Annotated in this window: 17 protein-coding genes; 3 read left to right on the plus strand and 14 right to left on the minus strand. The window is 70.6% G+C overall.

Going from position 1 to position 16,137, the window contains the following annotated elements:
* Window position 1: 1 nt before the first annotated feature.
* From JTJ31_RS25085 to JTJ31_RS20740, 5 genes are all read right to left on the minus strand, one after another.
* On the minus strand, window positions 2-127 hold the full coding sequence (locus JTJ31_RS25085) for a hypothetical protein (protein WP_268957113.1): 126 nt from the start codon (window positions 125-127) through the stop codon (window positions 2-4).
* A 145-nt stretch (window positions 128-272) separates the two neighbouring features.
* The gene (locus JTJ31_RS20725; protein ID WP_207540651.1) at window positions 273-656 is read right to left on the minus strand and encodes an MAPEG family protein; all 384 of its coding nucleotides are present in this window, start codon (window positions 654-656) and stop codon (window positions 273-275) included.
* On the minus strand, window positions 653-1,405 hold the full coding sequence (locus JTJ31_RS20730; protein WP_207540652.1) for an alpha/beta fold hydrolase: 753 nt from the start codon (window positions 1,403-1,405) through the stop codon (window positions 653-655). Before JTJ31_RS20730 ends, JTJ31_RS20725 begins: the two co-directional genes overlap by 4 nt.
* Before the next feature lie 7 nt (window positions 1,406-1,412).
* Entirely contained in the window at window positions 1,413-2,276 is an 864-nt protein-coding gene (locus JTJ31_RS20735) for a DMT family transporter (protein WP_328805788.1), read from the minus strand.
* Between the two features lie 6 nt (window positions 2,277-2,282).
* The gene (locus JTJ31_RS20740; RefSeq protein ID WP_207540653.1) at window positions 2,283-3,290 is read right to left on the minus strand and encodes an NAD(P)H-quinone oxidoreductase; all 1,008 of its coding nucleotides are present in this window, start codon (window positions 3,288-3,290) and stop codon (window positions 2,283-2,285) included.
* Here JTJ31_RS20740 and JTJ31_RS20745 point away from each other — a divergent pair.
* Entirely contained in the window at window positions 3,289-4,524 is a 1,236-nt protein-coding gene (locus JTJ31_RS20745; protein WP_207540654.1) for an ABC transporter substrate-binding protein, read from the plus strand. The genes JTJ31_RS20740 and JTJ31_RS20745 overlap by 2 nt on opposite strands.
* Here the strand turns inward: JTJ31_RS20745 and JTJ31_RS20750 are convergent.
* The 6 genes from JTJ31_RS20750 to JTJ31_RS20775 form a co-directional block, all read right to left on the minus strand.
* Window positions 4,511-5,488 carry a Bug family tripartite tricarboxylate transporter substrate binding protein gene (locus JTJ31_RS20750; protein WP_207540655.1) on the minus strand — a complete coding sequence of 326 codons (978 nt, stop codon included), beginning with the start codon at window positions 5,486-5,488 and terminating at the stop codon, window positions 4,511-4,513. The genes JTJ31_RS20745 and JTJ31_RS20750 overlap by 14 nt on opposite strands.
* Before the next feature lie 37 nt (window positions 5,489-5,525).
* The gene (gene ugpC, locus JTJ31_RS20755; protein ID WP_207540656.1) at window positions 5,526-6,590 is read right to left on the minus strand and encodes a sn-glycerol-3-phosphate ABC transporter ATP-binding protein UgpC; all 1,065 of its coding nucleotides are present in this window, start codon (window positions 6,588-6,590) and stop codon (window positions 5,526-5,528) included.
* Complete coding sequence (gene ugpE, locus JTJ31_RS20760; protein WP_207540657.1) at window positions 6,590-7,456, minus strand: sn-glycerol-3-phosphate ABC transporter permease UgpE; 867 nt, start codon at window positions 7,454-7,456, stop codon at window positions 6,590-6,592. Before ugpE ends, ugpC begins: the two co-directional genes overlap by 1 nt.
* The gene (gene ugpA / locus JTJ31_RS20765) at window positions 7,456-8,334 is read right to left on the minus strand and encodes a sn-glycerol-3-phosphate ABC transporter permease UgpA (RefSeq protein ID WP_457852416.1); all 879 of its coding nucleotides are present in this window, start codon (window positions 8,332-8,334) and stop codon (window positions 7,456-7,458) included. The genes ugpE and ugpA overlap by 1 nt, the downstream gene beginning before the upstream one ends.
* Window positions 8,335-8,353: 19 nt before the next feature.
* The gene (gene ugpB, locus JTJ31_RS20770) at window positions 8,354-9,715 is read right to left on the minus strand and encodes a sn-glycerol-3-phosphate ABC transporter substrate-binding protein UgpB (RefSeq protein ID WP_207540658.1); all 1,362 of its coding nucleotides are present in this window, start codon (window positions 9,713-9,715) and stop codon (window positions 8,354-8,356) included.
* Window positions 9,716-9,805: 90 nt separating this feature from the next.
* Complete coding sequence (locus JTJ31_RS20775) at window positions 9,806-10,981, minus strand: diaminopropionate ammonia-lyase (RefSeq protein ID WP_236020493.1); 1,176 nt, start codon at window positions 10,979-10,981, stop codon at window positions 9,806-9,808.
* Here JTJ31_RS20775 and JTJ31_RS20780 point away from each other — a divergent pair.
* Together JTJ31_RS20780 and JTJ31_RS20785 are read left to right on the plus strand one after the other, a co-directional pair.
* Entirely contained in the window at window positions 10,932-11,936 is a 1,005-nt protein-coding gene (locus JTJ31_RS20780) for an NAD-dependent epimerase/dehydratase family protein (protein ID WP_236020494.1), read from the plus strand. The genes JTJ31_RS20775 and JTJ31_RS20780 overlap by 50 nt on opposite strands.
* Window positions 11,937-12,025: 89 nt before the next feature.
* Window positions 12,026-12,433: a hypothetical protein gene (locus JTJ31_RS20785; RefSeq protein WP_207540659.1), complete on the plus strand. Its 408-nt coding sequence runs from the start codon at window positions 12,026-12,028 to the stop codon at window positions 12,431-12,433.
* Here the strand turns inward: JTJ31_RS20785 and JTJ31_RS20790 are convergent.
* From JTJ31_RS20790 to JTJ31_RS20800, 3 genes are all read right to left on the minus strand, one after another.
* Window positions 12,430-12,858: an acyl-CoA thioesterase gene (locus JTJ31_RS20790; RefSeq protein ID WP_207540660.1), complete on the minus strand. Its 429-nt coding sequence runs from the start codon at window positions 12,856-12,858 to the stop codon at window positions 12,430-12,432. The two genes, JTJ31_RS20785 and JTJ31_RS20790, sit on opposite strands and share 4 nt — an antisense overlap.
* 72 nt (window positions 12,859-12,930) lie before the next feature.
* Entirely contained in the window at window positions 12,931-14,187 is a 1,257-nt protein-coding gene (locus JTJ31_RS20795; protein WP_207540661.1) for a DNA polymerase IV, read from the minus strand.
* Window positions 14,188-14,218: 31 nt separating this feature from the next.
* Window positions 14,219-16,102, minus strand: a complete 1,884-nt coding sequence (locus JTJ31_RS20800) for a PhoX family protein (RefSeq protein ID WP_207540662.1) — start codon at window positions 16,100-16,102, stop codon at window positions 14,219-14,221.
* Window positions 16,103-16,137 lie beyond the last annotated feature (35 nt).

Raw genomic sequence — 16,137 nt, forward strand, 5'->3', positions numbered from 1 at the left:
ATCAGCGAAAGATGGCCACGAAGGCCGGCAGCCACAGGCAGAGGCTGAGCAGCCCGAAGCCGATCGCGATGCGAAGCGGCAGCGGCAGGCCCGGAAGCAGGGCGGAAGAACGCGGCTGAATCTCCATGCCCGGCAGATTGTCTCGCCGGCCCCCAGGTGCAAGCGGCACGATGCCAGCGGGGGCGAGGTCGCGCGCCGGAGCGAAATGTGAACGGCGTGAACATACCCCATGAATGGGGATTGTTGCGCCCCGCGTCAAGGAATTTTGCTGTTCAGCGCAGGAGCAGCGCCACCGCCGCCACCGCGAGCGGCCCGAAGGTCAGCGCCATGCCGGCCTGCCGGAAGCGCAGCCACTCCGGGCTGCGGGAGATGCCGAAGCCGTGCAGCACCCGCCCCAGCAGCGTCGCGGCGCCGATGCCATGCAGCAGCCCCGCCGAGGCGCCACTGGCTTCCAGCAGCAGCAGGAGCACGAGGATCATCGGCACGTATTCGGTGAAGTTGCCTTGGGCGCGGGAGGCGCGCAGCAGCGCCTCGCCTTCCCCCGTGCCGATCACGACGCGGCTGTGCAAGCGCTGGCGGATCACCAGCAGCGACAGGAGGAGCAGCAGGAGGGCGAGCAGCGCCGCATAGGTGGAGGTGACCGGGAAGCCGGTCACAGCCAATCCTCCAGCACGGCCAGGAAGCCACGAGGGTTTTCCGAATGGACCCAGTGCCCCGCCTTCTCCACCACCGCGAAGCGCGCCTGCGGGAAGAGGCGAAGGAACAGGGCGCGGTCCTCCGGCTGGATGTAGTCGGAGCGCTCCCCGGCGATGACCAGCACCGGTCCCTCGTAGCGGCCCGTCGCGGGGAAATCCTCCACCTCGGCCATGCCGGCCGAGATGTGCTCCAGCCCGATGCGCCAGCGCGGCGGGTCGGAATCGAAGTCGAGGGATTGCAACAGGAAGGCGCGGATGCCGGGCTCGGGAACGGAGGCGGCGAGCGCCGCGTCGGCGTCGCGCCGCGCGAGGCCGGGCGTCAGCGCCATGGCGCGCATTCCCGCGACATAGCCGCGCAGCGAAGGGGCATAGCGGCGCGGCGCGATGTCGGCGACAACGAGGCGACCGACCATCTCCGGGTGGCGAAGCGCCAGGGCCATCGCCGCCTTGCCGCCCATGGAATGCCCCAGCACCGTCGCGCCGGCGGCACCATGGGCGTGCAGCGTCTCCGCGAGATCCTCGGCCATCGCCGCATAGGACATGCCGGGGGCGTGCGGGCTTTCGCCATGGTTCCGCAGGTCAGGCGCGAGGACGCGGAAGCGCCGCGCCAGCTGCTTCTGGATGCCGCCCCAGTTGCGCGCCGCGCCGAACAACCCGTGCAGCAGCACGAGCGGCGGCCCCTCCCCCATTTCCACCAGCCTCAGCCGCATGCCCTTCCTATCCTTTCGCCGCCAGCACCACGGACAGCACCACGAGCGCGCCGCCCAACAGGAGATCCCACCCCAAAGGCTCGCCCAGCCACAGCGTCGCCAGCGCGACGCCCACCACGGGCACGAGCAGGAAGCCGAGCGAGGCGACGACCGCGTTCAGGTTTCGCCCCGCCTCGATCAACGCCCAGGTGCCCACCGGCGCCGCGAACAGCCCGATGAATCCGGCCTGGAAGGCGGCGTCCCAACCCAGGCCGCCATACGGCTCCCGCCACAGCGCCACCGGCAGTTGCACCAGCGCGCCCACCGTGAAGATCGTGGGCAGGAGCGCGATCATCGGCGTCTGGGGCGGGCGCAGCCGCGTAATCACGATGGCCAGGCTCCAGCATAGCGAGGCGCCGAGCAGCAGCGCATGGCCGGACAGCATTCCCGGCGCGGACCAGTCGAAGGCCCAGGGCCCGGTCATCACCGCCACACCGGCCAAGCCGATCGCCGCCGCCACCCAGCGCCGCGCCGAGACCGCCTCCCCCAGCATCCAGACGGAGAGCGGCACCAGCCAGAAGATGGTGACATTGGCCAGCACCGCTGTCCGCCCCGCCGGGACATGCAGCAGCGCCGCATGCGCCAGGGCGAAGAAGGCGCCGATCTGCAGCGTGCCGACCGCCAGCACGGTTGGCCGATCGGCGCGCCCCGGCAGGCGCAGCCGGCCCATCCCCGCCATCAGCAAGGCCGTCGCGACAGCGGCGAGCGCGGCGCGAGAGAAGCCGAACCACAGCGGCGTCGCGTCGCGCAGCGCATCCTTGGTCACCGGCCAGACCCCGCCGAACAGCACCACCGCCATCAGCAGCAGGCGGAGCGCCCGGGCCTGTGTCACGCCGCGTCAGACCGTGAGCATGATCTTGCCGATATGCTGGCTGCTCTCCATGAGCGCATGGGCCTTGGCGGCCTCGGCCAGCGGGAAGGTGGCGTGGATGCGCGGGCAGGCGACGCCCTTCTCCAGCAGCGGCCAGACCTTCTCGCGCAGCGCATCGGCGATCTCGGCCTTCTGTGCCGTGGTGCGCGGCCGCATGGTGGAGCCGGTGACCGTCAGGCGGCGCACCATGATCGGGCGCAGATCCACCTTTTCCGCCGTCTCGCCACCCAGGAAGGCGATCAGCACCAGCCGCCCATCCATGCGCAGGCACCGCAGGTTCCGCGCGAAATAAGGCGCGCCCACCATATCCAGCACCACATCCGCGAGCCGCCCGTCAGTGATGCGCTTCACCTCCTCGGCGAAATCCTTCGTGCGGTAGTTGATGGCGTGGTCCGCGCCCAGCCTCACCGCCTCGGCGCATTTCTCGTCGCTGCCGGCGGTGGTGATGACGTGGCTGCCGAAGGCCTTGGCCAACTGGATGGCGGTGACGCCGATGCCGGAGGTGCCGCCATGCACCAGCACCGTCTCGCCAGGGGCAAGTTGTCCGCCCGGGCTATGCGCCGTGCCGAAGAGATTGGCCCAGACGGTGAAATAGGTTTCCGGGATGGCGGCGGCGCGCAACGCGTCGAAGCCCTTGGGCCAGGGCAGGGTCTGCGCCTCTGGGGCCGTGCAGAACTCCGCATAGGCGCCGCCATTGGTCAGGGCGCAGACCTTGTCGCCGACGCGGAACTTCTTCGCCGCATCGCCCACCGCGACCACCTCGCCCGCGCATTCCAGCCCGATGATCGGTGAGGCGCCGGGAGGCGGCGGATAGCGCCCCTCGCGCTGCGCCACGTCGGGCCGGTTCACCCCCACCGCCTCGACGCGGATCAGCACCTCATCCGCTGCAGGCTTCGGCACCGGGCCGGTGGAGGGCACCAGCACATCGGGGCCGCCGCCGCTGCCATGGGCGATGAAGGTCATGGTGTCGGGCATGCGTGGGCTCCTCCTCGGTTGGCGTCAAAGAACGCCGCGCGACCCGCAGCGTCAAGTTGCGCGGCGGGCGGCGCGGCGCGACAATCGGCGTGTGATCCGCCGTCGCGCCCTGCCGCTGCTCGCCCTCGCCGCTCCTGCCTTCGCGCAGGCGCCGGCGGAGTCGCGGATCGGCGCGATCTTCCCCGCCTCCTCCCTGCTGGGCGACGAGGCGCTGCGGGGGCTGGAACTCGCGGTGGAGGAACGCGGCCGGCCGACGCGGCTGGTTCGCGCCGAAGCCGGCGACGCCGCGCAGGTTCTGGTGGAGGCGCGGCGCCTCGTCCAGGCGGAGCGCTGCATGCTGCTCTTCGGCAGCGGCAACGTCACCTCCGCCCTCGCTGCCATCCAGGCGGTGGATGCGCTGGAAGTGCCCTTCGTCGAGCTTGTCGCGACGGCGGAGGTCCTGCTGGAGCGCCAGTCGCGCTGGCTTCTCCGCCCGGGTCCCCGCGCCGCGGATTTCGGCGCGGTGGCGGCCGGGGCACTCATGCGCGTCCTGCCGGGCTGGCTCGGCCAGCCCACCGAGGCGCTGCGCATCGCGCTGCTGCACGAGGCCTCACCCTCCCCCGCCAGTCTCGCCGAGGCCTGCGAGGCGCGGCTGCGCGAGGCGGGGCTGACCGTGCTGGAGCGGCTGACCCACGCGCCGCGCACGGCGGAGATGCCGGCGCTGGTGCAGCGCCTGCGCACCGCCGGCACCAGCGCCCTCCTGCACGCGGGGAGCGAGGCCGATGCCGCCGCGCTGCTGCGCGCCCTGGCCGAGGCGTCATGGCGCCCGCCCGTCATCATGGGGCTTGGCAGCGCCTGGGGCCTCGCCGAGTTGGCGCGCGCGACGGGGATCGAAGGGAGCTTCGTGCTGGACGTGCCGCCGGTGGCGACGGCGGAAGCGCTGGCTCCTGGGGCGCGGCCCTTCGCCGAACTCTACCAGCGCCGCTGGGGCGCCGCCCCGCGTGCCGGGCTTTCCCTGGCGGCCTATAGCGGCGCGCGCACGGTGCTGGCGGCCCCGAGCGAGAAGCTGGCGCTGCGCCAGGCGCTCGGCAATGTGGACCAGCCCGAGGGAACGCTGCCCAATGGCTGGGGCTGGCGGCTGGACGAGCGGGGGCAGAATCTCCGCGCCCAGCCCGTCCTTTCGCAATGGCAGGCCGGCCGCCCCGTGGCCGTGTGGCCCGAGGCGGCCGCCTTCGCGCCGATCAGCCCACCGTGATGCCGCGGGAGCGGATGATCGGCTCCCATTTCTCGATCTCGGAGCGCAGGAAGGCGGCGGCGCTTGCCGGCGTGGAATCCGGCACGACCTGAACCGCGAGTTCCGTCAGCCGGTTCCGCACCGCATCCACCGCGAGCGCACGGTTCACCGCGGCATTGGCGGCGCGGACCACCGCCTCCGGCGTGCCGGAGGGCGTCAGCATCATGTGCCACGTATAGGCCTCGTAATCCGCGACGCCGCCTTCGATGAAGGTCGGGATGCTCGGCGCCAGCGGCGAGCGCGCGCGGGTGGAGATGGCGAGGGCCCGCATCTCGCCGCGCTGCAGGTAGGGCAGCGCGCTGGCCGCCACATCCACGATCATCGGGATGCGCCCCGCCAGCACGTCCGGCATGGCCGCCGCCGAACCGCGGAAGGCGACGTGGTTCATCCGCAGCCCGCCCGCCATGGCGAGGAACAATTCAGAGGCGAGATGGACGGCGCCGCCATTGCCGGAGGACGCGTAGTCGTAGCGCCCCGGATTGGCACGGATCAGCTCGATCAGTTCCGGCAGGGTGCGGGCCGGGAAGTTGCTGTTGACCATCAGGATCATCGGCACCTGACCGATGAGGGCGACGGGCGTGAAATCGGCCACCGGGTCAAAGGGCACGCGGTCAAACAGCGCGCGCACCACGGCGTGGCCGATGGTGCTGTAGAGCATGGTGTGCCCGTCCTTCGGCGCCTTCGCGACGATGTCCGTGCCGACGACGATGCCCGAGCCCGTGCGGTTCTCCACCACGAGGCGCTGCGGCAGGGTCTTCGACATCTCCTCCGCGATGACGCGGGCGGGGATATCGGTGGGTCCGCCGGCCGCGAAGGGCACGACGAGGCGGACAGGCTGGCTGGGCCAGTCGGAGCCCTGAGCGAAGGCAGAGCGCGCGGCGAATGGCGCGGCGGCGGCGAGGCCGAGAGCCTGACGACGAAGCATGGACGTGTCTCCCTGATTTGCGGCCAAGTTGGCCGTGTCAGGCGCCTGCTTCAATCCTCTTTCCGGATCCGGCATCGAAAACGTGCAGCGACTCGGGCGGCAGGGTGAGGGCCAAGGCGCCTTCGGCATGCACGGCACCGGGAAGCCGCGCGGTGAGCGGGCTGCCATCGGGCAGGCGGCCATGCAGCACGCTCTCGCTGCCCAGCGGCTCCACGAGTTCGATGGTGGGCGACAGCCCCCCCGCGCCGGGACGCAGATGCTCAGGCCGGATGCCGATCAGCACCCCCGCGCCATCCGCGCCGGCACGTCCGGGAAGCGGAACGGCCAGCCCGCCCGCGAGCGTCGCCACCGCTCCGCCATGGCTCAGCGTCGCGGGAAGGAAGTTCATGGCCGGGCTGCCGATGAAGCCCGCGACATAGGTGTCGGCGGGCCGCGCCCAGATCTCCATCGGCGTCGCGATCTGCGCCGCGTGGCCGCCATGCATGACGACGAGGCGGTCGCCGAGCGTCATCGCCTCCACCTGGTCATGCGTCACGAAAAGGCTGGTGACGCCGAGGCGGCGCTGCAGCCGCCGGATCTCGGCGCGCATCTGGACGCGCAGCTTGGCGTCGAGGTTGGAGAGCGGCTCGTCGAACAGGAAGAGCTTGGGCTCGCGCACGATGGCGCGGCCCATGGCGACGCGCTGGCGCTGGCCGCCGGAGAGCTGACGCGGCCGCCGCTCCAGCAGCGCGCCGATGCCGAGCAGCTCCGCGGCCTCCTTCACCCGCCGCTCGATCTCCGCCTTCGGGACGCCGCGGATCTTCAGCCCGTAGGCCATGTTCCCGAAGACCGACATGTGCGGGTAGAGCGCGTAGTTCTGGAACACCATCGCCACGTCGCGGTCGGCGGGTTCCAGGCCGGACACGTCCTGCCCCCCGATGACGACCTGTCCGGAGGTCTGCGTTTCCAGCCCCGCCACGATGCGCAGCAAGGTGGACTTGCCGCAGCCCGAGGCGCCGACGATGACGATCATCTCGCCATCGGCCACATCCAGGGTGACCCCGTGCAGGACCTGGGTGGGGCCGAAGGACTTGCGGATATCCTGCAGGTGCAGCGTCGCCATTACTTCTCGGTCTCCGTCAGGCCCTTCACGAACCAGCGCTGCATCAGCAGGACCACCGCGACGGGGGGCAGCAGGGCATAGACCGCCGTTGCCATGATCACGTTCCACTCATTCTGAGAGTCGCCGCCGCCGATCATCTTGGTGAGGCCCACGACGATGGTTTCCAGCGAGCGGTCATTCACGATCAGCAGCGGCCAGAGATACTGGTTCCAGCCATAGATGAACAGGATGACGAAGAGCGCCGCGATGTTGGTGACCGAGAGCGGCAGCACCACGTCCTTGAAGAAGCGCAGCGGCCCCGCCCCGTCGATCTTCGCCGCCTCCACGTATTCGTCCGGGATGGTGAGGAAGAATTGCCGGAACAGCAGCGTCGCCGTCGCCGAGGCGATGAGCGGCACCACGAGGCCGGTCATTGTGTTGATCAGCTGAAGATCCACCATGACCTGGAAGGTCGGGATGATCCGCACCTCCACCGGCAGCATCAGCGTGATGAAGATCAGCCAGAAGCAGACCATGCGGCCGGGGAAGCGGAAGAACACCACCGCATAGGCACTGGTGAGCGAGATGGCGATCTTCCCGAAGGCGATCAGCAGCGCCATGACCAGGCTGTTGGCGAGCATCCGCCCGGCCGGCGTGCCCATGTAGCGCCCGCCCCCCGCCTCCCAGGCCTGGGCGTAGTTTGCCACCGCCTCGCCGCCCGGCAGCAGGGGTACGTCGCCTCGGCCGATCGTGTTCACGTCATGGGTGGAGCCGATGACGGTGAGGTAGATCGGGAAGGCGAAGATCAGCACGCCCAGGATCAGGCAGAGATGGGTGATAATCGCGTCACGGCGCTGCCGGCGTCGCGTCTTCTCGGCAAGGTCCATCAGTAGTGCACCTTCCGCTCGACGTAGCGGAACTGCACGGCGGTCAGGACGATGACCAGGATCATCAGGATGACGCTTTGCGCCGCGCTGCTGCCGAGGTTCAGGTTCATCACCCCATCCGTGTAGACGCGGTAGATCAGCGTCTCGGTGCTCTTGCCCGGCCCGCCCTGGGTCAGCGAATGGATGACGCCGAACGTGTCGAAGAAGGCGTAGACGAGGTTGACCACGAGCAGGAAAAAGGCCGTGGGCGAGAGCAGCGGGAACACCACTGTCCAGAAGCGACGCATCGGGCTGGCGCCGTCGATCGCCGCCGCCTCCAGGACGGAGCGCGGGATGGATTGCAGCCCTGCCAGGAAGAAGATGAAGTTGTAGGAGACCTGCTTCCAGGCGGAGGCGAGGATGACCAGCGTCAGCGCCTGCCCCCCGTTCAGCCGGTAGTCCCAGGGGATGCCCAGCCCGTTCAGTAGCCGGCCGAACAGACCGATATTCGGGTGGAACATGAACAGCCACAGCACGGCGGCCAGCGCCGGCGCTACGGCATAGGGCCAGACCAGCAGCGTCTTGTAGGTGTCGGCACCGCGGATGTGCTTGTCCGCCTGCACGGCGAGGAACAGCGCCACGCCGAGCGCCAGCAGGGCGACGCTGACTGAGAACAACCCGGTCCGCGCCGCCGATTCCAACCAGGTCGGGTCGGAGAGCACGTCGGCGTAATTTTCGAAGGCGACGAACTGGCTGGACAGGCCGAATGCATCCTCCCGAAGGAAGGACTGGTAGATGGCCATACCCGCCGGCCAGAAGAAGAACAGCCCGGTGATGATGAGCTGCGGCAGCAACAGCAGGTAGGGAAGCGCCACGCCCTTGAAGTGAACCTTACGCAACAGGCGCTCCCTTCGTGGATCAGCCGCGGTTCGTGCGCTCGAAGTTGCGCAGCACCGCGTTGCCCCGGTTCGTCATGTTCTGCAAGGCCTGCGGAGCCGCCTGCTGACCCTGGAGCGCGCGCTCCATCTCTTCCTGCATGATGACGCGGATCTCGACAAAGCCGCCCAGGCGGATGCCGCGGCTGGCGCCGGTCATGCGGTCGCCGCGCAGGAGTTGCTGGATGGGCACGTCGGCGCCCGGGTTCTGCTCGTAGAAGCCGCTCTGGCGCACGCGCTCGAAGGCGGTGCGGGTGACGGGCAGGAAGCCCGTGTCGGTGTGCCACTTCGCCGCGACCTCGGGCCGGGCGAGGAAGGCGAAGAACTCGGCGATGGCGCGGTTCTCGTCCGCGCTGCGCTGCGCGTTCGGGCCGCGATTCATCGCCCAGAAGGAGGCGCCGCCGATGATGGAGTTGATCGGCGCGCCCGGCACGTCCTCGTAATAAGGCAGCATCGCCGCGCCGATATTCGCCGCGCCGCCCGGCACTTCGCGCACGAAGCGCGCCCGCGCGCCGGAGGAAGCATGAACGATTGCCGCCTGGCCGGAAGCGAAGACGGCGTCGCCCGCCGAGTCACGTCCGCCCCAACGGAAGGACCCCTCGCGCCCCATTTCCAGCAGATTGGCGAAGTGGCGCTGCATCAGAGGGTTGTTGACGCGCAGCTCGGTGTTCAGCCCGCCAAAGCCGTTTTCCTGGCTCGCAATCTCGGTGTTGTGGATGGCGCTCTGCTGCTCGATCTGCGTCCAGGTCGGCCAAGCGGTGGTGAAGGGCATCTCGTGCCCCGCCGCCTTGATGCGCTGCGCGGCCTGACGAAGCTCAGCCCAGGTCTTCGGTGCCACCTCCGGATCGAGCCCGGCGCGCCGGAAGGCATCCTTGTTGTAGAACATGATCGCCGTCGAGGAATTGAACGGCATGGACATCATGCGCCCGTCGGCGAGGCTGTAATAACCGCGCACCGCCGGCAGGTAGTCGTCGAAGTTGATGTTGACGTTGGTGTCGCGCAGCAGCTCGTGAAGCGGCTTGATGGCGCGACCAGCTGCCATCATCGTGCCCGTGCCCACCTCGAACATCTGTACGATGTGCGGCGCGGTGCCGGCGCGGAAGGCGGCGATGGCGGCCACCATCGTCTCGGGGTAACCGCCCCGGAAGGTGGAGACGACGCGGGCGCGGCTCTGCGAGTTGTTGAAGTCGTTGGCGATGGATTCGAGCATGCCGCCCAGCGGCTGGGCCAGGCCGTGCCAGAACTGGATCTCGACGGGGCCGTTTTGGGCCAGCGCGGGCGCAGCAAGCGCGACGGGAGCGAAGGTCCCGGCAGCGGCCAGGCCCAGTTGACGACGACGCAGCATGCAGGCGACTCCCAATATGTCTGGTCCGCGGGCGTTAGACCCCGGCGGTTGCCCGCATGTGACACGTTTATGTCGGTCGCGTGAAGGGGATCAGTTGGCCGTCATGCGCTCGTAGAGAGCGGGGTCCGTCGCGCCCTCCGTGCCGAAGACCAGCACGCGGCTTGCCCCATCCAGCCCCAGCGCGTCGCGCCATTCCGGCCGTGCCAGCGCCGCTTCCAGCGCCAGCAGCCCGGCGACGGCGCTTTCGCCCGCTTCGATGCCTTCCGCGCGCAGGCGGCGCATGGCGGCCGGTACGCCGTCATCCGGCACGGCCATGAAGGCGAAGGCACCTCGCTCCAGCTCCTGCCACGCCAGCAGCGAGGGCTCGCCGCATGCCAGCCCGGCCATGATCGTGTCGAGTTCGCCCGCCACCGCCACCGCCTCCCCCGCACGCGCGGATTCGAGCAGGCAGGCGGCCCGGTCGGGCTCCGCGATGACGAGGCGCGCATTCCGCGCCCCGCTCGCCCGAAGCTGGACGGAAACGGCGGCCGCGACGCCCCCTACCCCACCAGGCACAAAGACATGGGTGGGCGGCGCGCCCATCGCTTCCAGCGCCTCGGCCGCCATCAACCGGTAGCCCTGCATTACGTCGCGCGGCGGCTCGGTGTAGCCGGGATAGGAGGTGTCGGAGATGACGAGCCAATTTTCCGCCTCGGCCACGCGCTGCGCCTCGCGCACGCTGTCGTCGTAATTGCCCTTCACCTCGCGCACCTCGGCGCCGAAGGCGGCGATGGCGTCGCGGCGGCCCTGGCTGACATGCTCGTGCACGAAGATCACGCAGCGGCAGCCGAAGCGCCGTGCCCCCCACGCGACGCTGCGGCCATGATTGCCGTCCGTCGCGCAGGTGACCGTGACCTCCGCCGTCTCCTCGGCCAGTTCCCCGGACTCCAGCGCCTTCCCGTCCGGCGCGCGCGCTGCGCCGCGCCGGGCCAGCTCCGCCGAGAGAGCCCGCATCACCGCATAGGCCCCGCCCAGCGCCTTGAAGGAGCGCAGGCCGAAACGTGCGCTTTCATCCTTCCAGAACAGCGCGCCGATGCCGGGCCATGGAAGCTCATGCAGCGGCGTCGGTGCATAGCCCTGCCAGGATTCGATCTCGGCGCGGGCGCGGCGGAACCCGCCTTCGGTCAGCACGACGACGCCCGGCGTGCCGTGGCGTGGATTGAGGAAGAGCTGCTCCATGACGGGCAGCTTGGCGGGCGGCCCCCGCTCCGGCAACCTCCGCGCCATGCAGATCGCCATCCTCGGCGGCGGGGGGTTCCTCGGCCGCAAGCTCGCCGCACGCCTCGCCGCGGAGGGGGCGGCCACCCGCCTCACCCTGTTCGACATGGCCGAGCCGCCGCCGCTCGACGCGCCCTTCCCCGCGGAGCGCCTGGCCGGCAACGTCACGGATCCGGTGGCACTCGCGCGCGCAATCCCCGAGGGGACGGATGCGGTCATCCACCTCGCCGCCGTGGTGAGTGCGGCGGCGGAGGCGGATTACGATCTCGGCCTCGACGTGAACCTGCGCGGCACGCTGGCGGTGATCGAGCGCTGCCGGCAACTGGCCAAGCCTCCGCGCGTGGTCTTCACCTCCTCCGTGGCCTCCTTCGGCGGGGGACAGGCGGCGATGCTGCCCGACGAGGCGCGGCAGCTCCCCACCAATTCCTACGGGGCGCAGAAGGCGGCGGCGGAGTTGCTGCTGCAGGACGCGTCGCGCCGCGGGATGCTGGATGCCGTCTCCATCCGCCTGCCCACTGTCATCATCCGGCCCGGGCGGCCCAACAAGGCGGCCTCCTCCTTCGTTTCCGCCATCCTACGCGAGCCGCTGCTGGGGCTGGAGACGCCACTGCCCGTGGGGGAGGATTTCCGCCTCTGGGTCTGCTCGCCGCGCATCGCGGTGGACTGGCTGCACCATGCCATGACCATGGATACGGCACCGCTTGGCCTCGACCGCGGCATCAACCCGCCAGGGCTGAGCGTGAGCGTGGCGGAGATGCTCTCCGTGCTGACGCCGGAGCAGCGCGCGCTGGTGAAGCCGGAACCCGACGCCAATGTCGCCGCCATCGTCGGCGGGTGGCCTGCCGCCTTCACGGCGGAACGCGCCCGGCGCCTTGGCTTCCGGCCGCAGCCGGGGATGGACGCGATCCTGCAGGGCTTCCTGGAAGACGATCTGGAGCCGACGCGGCGCGAGCGCCTCGGCTGAAAGGCTGCGCCTATCGGGGCGATCGGGGCGGTGCCGTGGCGGCACCCCCCCTGCCCTGACACAATTCCCGCATCAGAAGGAGCATCGCCATGATCCGCATCGGAGCCCTCGCCGCCATCCTCGCCGTACCGCTGGCGCTCGCCATGCCCGCCGGCGAGGCGCTGGCCCAGAGCGCGCCCGTCCGCACCGCCTCGGTCAACTGCGTGCAGAACAACCTGATGGAGGTGGTCAGCGTCACCTTCAGCACCTCGCGCGTGCCGCGCATGGGGCCGGGCAGCGACCTGAAGACGGCCGATGTGAGGATCAGGAACCGCACTCCCTCAAGCACCTACCGCGTCACCGGCACCCTCTCGCGCCCCGGCGTGGAGCAGAGCTTCATGAACGAGGTGAACCTCACCCTCGGCCCGGGCGCGACGACGCGCTTCGCGGCGGCGAACGTGGTGCGGATCATGACGGAGCAGGACATCCGCAACGCGCTGGTCCTGACCTGCAGCTAACACCGCAGTGCCGCCTCCATCCCGGCCCGTGCCGAATCCGGGATGGGAGTGCTGGCGCCGTCCTTCACGCAGACCAGCAGCGCCTTGGCCTCGAAGCAGAGGCCGTCCTTCCACACCGCGTATTCATGGGTGTAGCTGGTATTGCGGAACCCGGTGGTCCGCAGCGTCAGCAGCACGTCGTCCTGGAAGCCCAGGGCGCGCAGGTAGCGGACCTCCAGCCGCGCCACGACCGGACCGGGCGCATCGGGCCGCAATTCCTGGCCCAGCGAGAACCAGTGCTCCACACGCATGTCCTCGAACATGATGAGGTAGGCGGCGTGGTTCACGTGGCCGTAGAGGTCGCATTCCGCCCAGCGGATGCGGTGGCGCTTCGCCACGTGCCATTCCCCTTCCACCCCGAACTCCGCGCGAGTCGCCGCGTCCATGTCGCCTCCCTGATCCATGCTGCGGGCAGATTGGCGCGGCGCGCCATGCAGCGAAAGGTCCGGGGCGCGGAGTCAATCCTTGCCCGATCGTCCCTGCCGCACCGCCGCCTCGCCGAAGCGGCCGCGCAGCGCTTCCATGGCGCGCCAGCGCGCGGCACGGCGCGGCGCCTCCGGGTCGGCTAGGTCGCCCGCATCGGCGCCCTCCGCCGGCATCAGCGGGCTGGCGCCGACGCCGATCAGGCGGAAGGGCGTGCCATCCGCCTCGCGCCGCAGGAGGGCGCGCGCCACCTCGAACAGCGTCTCGGGCACCTGCGTCGCGGCGGCGAGGCGCCCGACGCGGCTGCGCGTCTCGAAGCGCGCGGTCTTGAGCTTCAGCACCACGCCACCGGTCGCGAAGCCCTTGGCGGCGAGGCGACGGGCCAGCTTCTCGCATAGGCGCCAGAGCGGCGCCTCCAGCGCCTCGACCGTCGAAAGGTCGGTGTCGAAGGTGGTCTCGGCGCTGATGCTGCGCGTCTCGCGGTCCGGGCTGACCGGGCGCGGGTCCTCGCCACGGGCGCGGGCGGCGAGTTCCGGCCCCTCCGGCCCCAGCCGCGCCAGGGCGGAGCGCGCATCGAGCGCGGCCAACTGCCCAAGCCGCGTGATGCCGAGCGCGGCGAGGCGCCGCACCGCCGCCGGGCCGATTCCGGGCAGCAGCCCGACCGGTTCCGGCGCCAGCCAGGAGGCGGCCTCCTCCGCCCCGATCACGGCAAAGCCGCGCGGCTTGTCCCGGCCGGCTGCCAGCTTCGCCATCAGCCGGTTCGCCGCGAGGCCGATCGAGACGGTTACACCGACCTCCCGCTCCACCTGCTGCGCCAGCCGCGCCAGCGTCACCGCGGGCGGCGCGCGGTGCAGCGCCTCCGTCCCGCGCAGATCCAGCACCGCCTCGTCGATGGAGAGCGGCTGCACCAGCGGCGTCAGCTTCTCCATCATCGCGCGGATGCGCCGGGCTTCCTGCACGTACTTCGCCATCTCGGGGCGTATCACCACGGCATCGGGGCAGAGGGCGCGGGCCTGGAACATGGGCATGGCGGACCGGACGCCGCGCGTACGGGCGACGTAGCAGCACGCCGCCACCACGCCGCGCGTCAGCCCGCCCACGATCACGGGCTTCGCCGCCAATTCCGGCCGGTCGCGCTTCTCGACGCTGGCATAGAAGGCATCGCAGTCGAGATGCGCCACGGTCAGGCTGAAGAGTTCGTCATGGCGCACGATGCGCCGCCCGCCGCAGGCGACGCAGGACGCCCCGTCGCCGGGCGCGGTGGACAGGCAATCGCGGCAGAGGGCGGGCACGGGGGTATTATCCGCCCCCGCCGCGCGCGCTTCAACCGATGGGGCCGTCATCCTCGCGCGTGATGACCACGACCGACGCGCGCGGCGGCATCCCCTCCGCGAAATCCGGCCAGCGCGTCGCGGGGCGGTCGAAGGAAGAACCCGAAGCTTCCCCTGGATGCTGCACGGCCAGGAGGATGCTGCGCTCGCCCGCCTCGATCACCGGGCCGCACACCTCAGCGCCGATGGGCGCCCGGTAGAACAAGCGCGGCAAGGCGCGGGCCTCGCCTTCCGTCTCGGCGGCAAAAAGCCCGTCTGCCATCCCGGCCGCCGGGCCGGCCCCGTCGGTGGCGATCCAGATACGGCCCTTGCCGTCGAAGGCGCAGTTGTCGGGACAGGACAGCCAATTCCCCTCCCCGTTCGCGGCGCGGTGGTATTCCGCCCCGGCCTCCGCCTCGGGCCGGCCGCCGCGCAGGAACAGGTTCCAGCGCATGACCGGCGCGGCATGATCCGGGCGCTCCGGGACACCTGGGGGCACCATCTCGATCACGTGGCCATGCGGGTTGGGGCCGCGCGGATTGGCGGGGTCCACCCGCTCGGCGGCGCGGCGCGAGTTGTTGGTCAGCAGCGCATAGACGCGGCCGCTGGCGAGGTTGGCCTCCACGTCCTCGGGCCGGTCCATCGGCGTGGCGCCGAGGAGGTCGGCGGCGCGGCGCGTCTCGATCAACACCTCGGCCTGGGATCCGAAGCCATTTGCCTCGGTCAGCGGCCCCTCGCCATGAACCAGGGGCAGCCAATGCACCGTGCCATCCGCCTCGAAGCGCGCAACGGAGAGCGTGCCCTCGTCCAGAAGATGGCGGTTGGAGTCGGGATGCGCGGGGTCGAAGGGGCGGGCGGAAACGAAGCGGTAGATGTATTCGAAGCGCTCATCGTCGCCCATGTAGATCGCGACGCGGCCATCCGGCGTCAGGGCGGAGGCCGCCCCTTCGTGCTTGAAGCGGCCCAGGGCGGTGCGCTTGATCGGGGTCGAGCGGGGATCGTAGGGGTCCACCTCCACCACCCAGCCGAAGCGGTTTGGCTCGTTCGGCTCATGCGCCAGGTTGAAGCGCGCGACGTGGCGGTGCCAAGCGTAGAAGGGGTCGGCAACGATGTTGTAGCGGCGGCGCGCCTCGCGCTGCGCCTCGTCCTGGGCCTCGCCGCCGAAGAAGACGTTGATGTTCTCCTCGCAGGTCAACACCGTGCCCCAGGGCGTGACGCCGCCGCCGCAATTGCACAGCATGCCGAGGACGCGCCGACCCTCCGGGTCCTCCGAGGTCCGCATGCGCGGGTGGCCCGCAGCCGGGCCCCGAATCTCCATCGGCGTAGAGGCGGTGATGCGCCGGTTCAGCCCCCCCTCTGGATCGGGAACCCAGGTGCCGCCGCGCCACTCCATCTCGACCACGCTGCCGCCGAGCGCCGCCATCTCCACCGCCGCCTGCTCGGCGGTGACGCGCGACCGCGCCTCCCGCCCCGTGCCGAGGCCGGGGAACATGAGGCTCGTGCTGGCGTATTCGTGATTGGCCCAGAGCAGGGCGCGGCGCCCGGTGGTGCCGCCACGTTCCGCCGGAAGCAGGGCCAGGAAGTCCACATTGGTGCCGAATTGCCGCGCCTGTGCCTCGGCGGTCTGGTTCAGCGGGTCGAATGGCGGCGCGCCGGGCAGCACCGGGTCGCCCCAGCGGAGCACCACCTCTCGCCGATGACCCGTCGCCACTGCATCCTCCGGCGACATGAGGTGCGCGAGCGGCGTGAAGCCAAGGCCCGTCCCTGCGGCCGAAGCACCTGCCTCCCGGGCTGCCAGCGCGGCCAGTCCGCCCAGCAGCGCTGCGCGGCGGGAGATGACCGTGCCGATATCCGGCGCGGTGGAGCGGTTGCTGCCGATGTCGTCAGTCTCGTCCATGATGGTGGTCTCCCATCGCCATGTTCATGCGCCGG

It is taken from the genome of Sabulicella rubraurantiaca, from assembly GCF_017355885.1.
In the GTDB taxonomy this organism is placed as follows: domain Bacteria; phylum Pseudomonadota; class Alphaproteobacteria; order Acetobacterales; family Acetobacteraceae; genus Roseococcus; species Roseococcus rubraurantiacus.

Bases quoted from the DNA above. Each gene is read 5' to 3' on its own strand.
- JTJ31_RS25085 (WP_268957113.1), bottom strand. From the start codon at position 127: ATGGAGATTCAGCCGCGTTCTTCCGCCCTGCTTCCGGGCCTGCCGCTG.
- JTJ31_RS20730 (WP_207540652.1), bottom strand. From the start codon at position 1,405: ATGCGGCTGAGGCTGGTGGAAATGGGGGAGGGGCCGCCGCTCGTGCTG.
- JTJ31_RS20745 (WP_207540654.1), top strand. From the start codon at position 3,289: ATGCGTGGGCTCCTCCTCGGTTGGCGTCAAAGAACGCCGCGCGACCCG.
- JTJ31_RS20740 (WP_207540653.1), bottom strand. From the start codon at position 3,290: ATGCCCGACACCATGACCTTCATCGCCCATGGCAGCGGCGGCGGCCCC.
- JTJ31_RS20750 (WP_207540655.1), bottom strand. From the start codon at position 5,488: ATGCTTCGTCGTCAGGCTCTCGGCCTCGCCGCCGCCGCGCCATTCGCC.
- ugpC (WP_207540656.1), bottom strand. From the start codon at position 6,590: ATGGCGACGCTGCACCTGCAGGATATCCGCAAGTCCTTCGGCCCCACC.
- ugpE (WP_207540657.1), bottom strand. From the start codon at position 7,456: ATGGACCTTGCCGAGAAGACGCGACGCCGGCAGCGCCGTGACGCGATT.
- ugpB (WP_207540658.1), bottom strand. From the start codon at position 9,715: ATGCTGCGTCGTCGTCAACTGGGCCTGGCCGCTGCCGGGACCTTCGCT.
- JTJ31_RS20780 (WP_236020494.1), top strand. From the start codon at position 10,932: ATGACGGGCAGCTTGGCGGGCGGCCCCCGCTCCGGCAACCTCCGCGCC.
- JTJ31_RS20775 (WP_236020493.1), bottom strand. From the start codon at position 10,981: ATGGCGCGGAGGTTGCCGGAGCGGGGGCCGCCCGCCAAGCTGCCCGTC.
- JTJ31_RS20785 (WP_207540659.1), top strand. From the start codon at position 12,026: ATGATCCGCATCGGAGCCCTCGCCGCCATCCTCGCCGTACCGCTGGCG.
- JTJ31_RS20790 (WP_207540660.1), bottom strand. From the start codon at position 12,858: ATGGACGCGGCGACTCGCGCGGAGTTCGGGGTGGAAGGGGAATGGCAC.
- JTJ31_RS20800 (WP_207540662.1), bottom strand. From the start codon at position 16,102: ATGGACGAGACTGACGACATCGGCAGCAACCGCTCCACCGCGCCGGAT.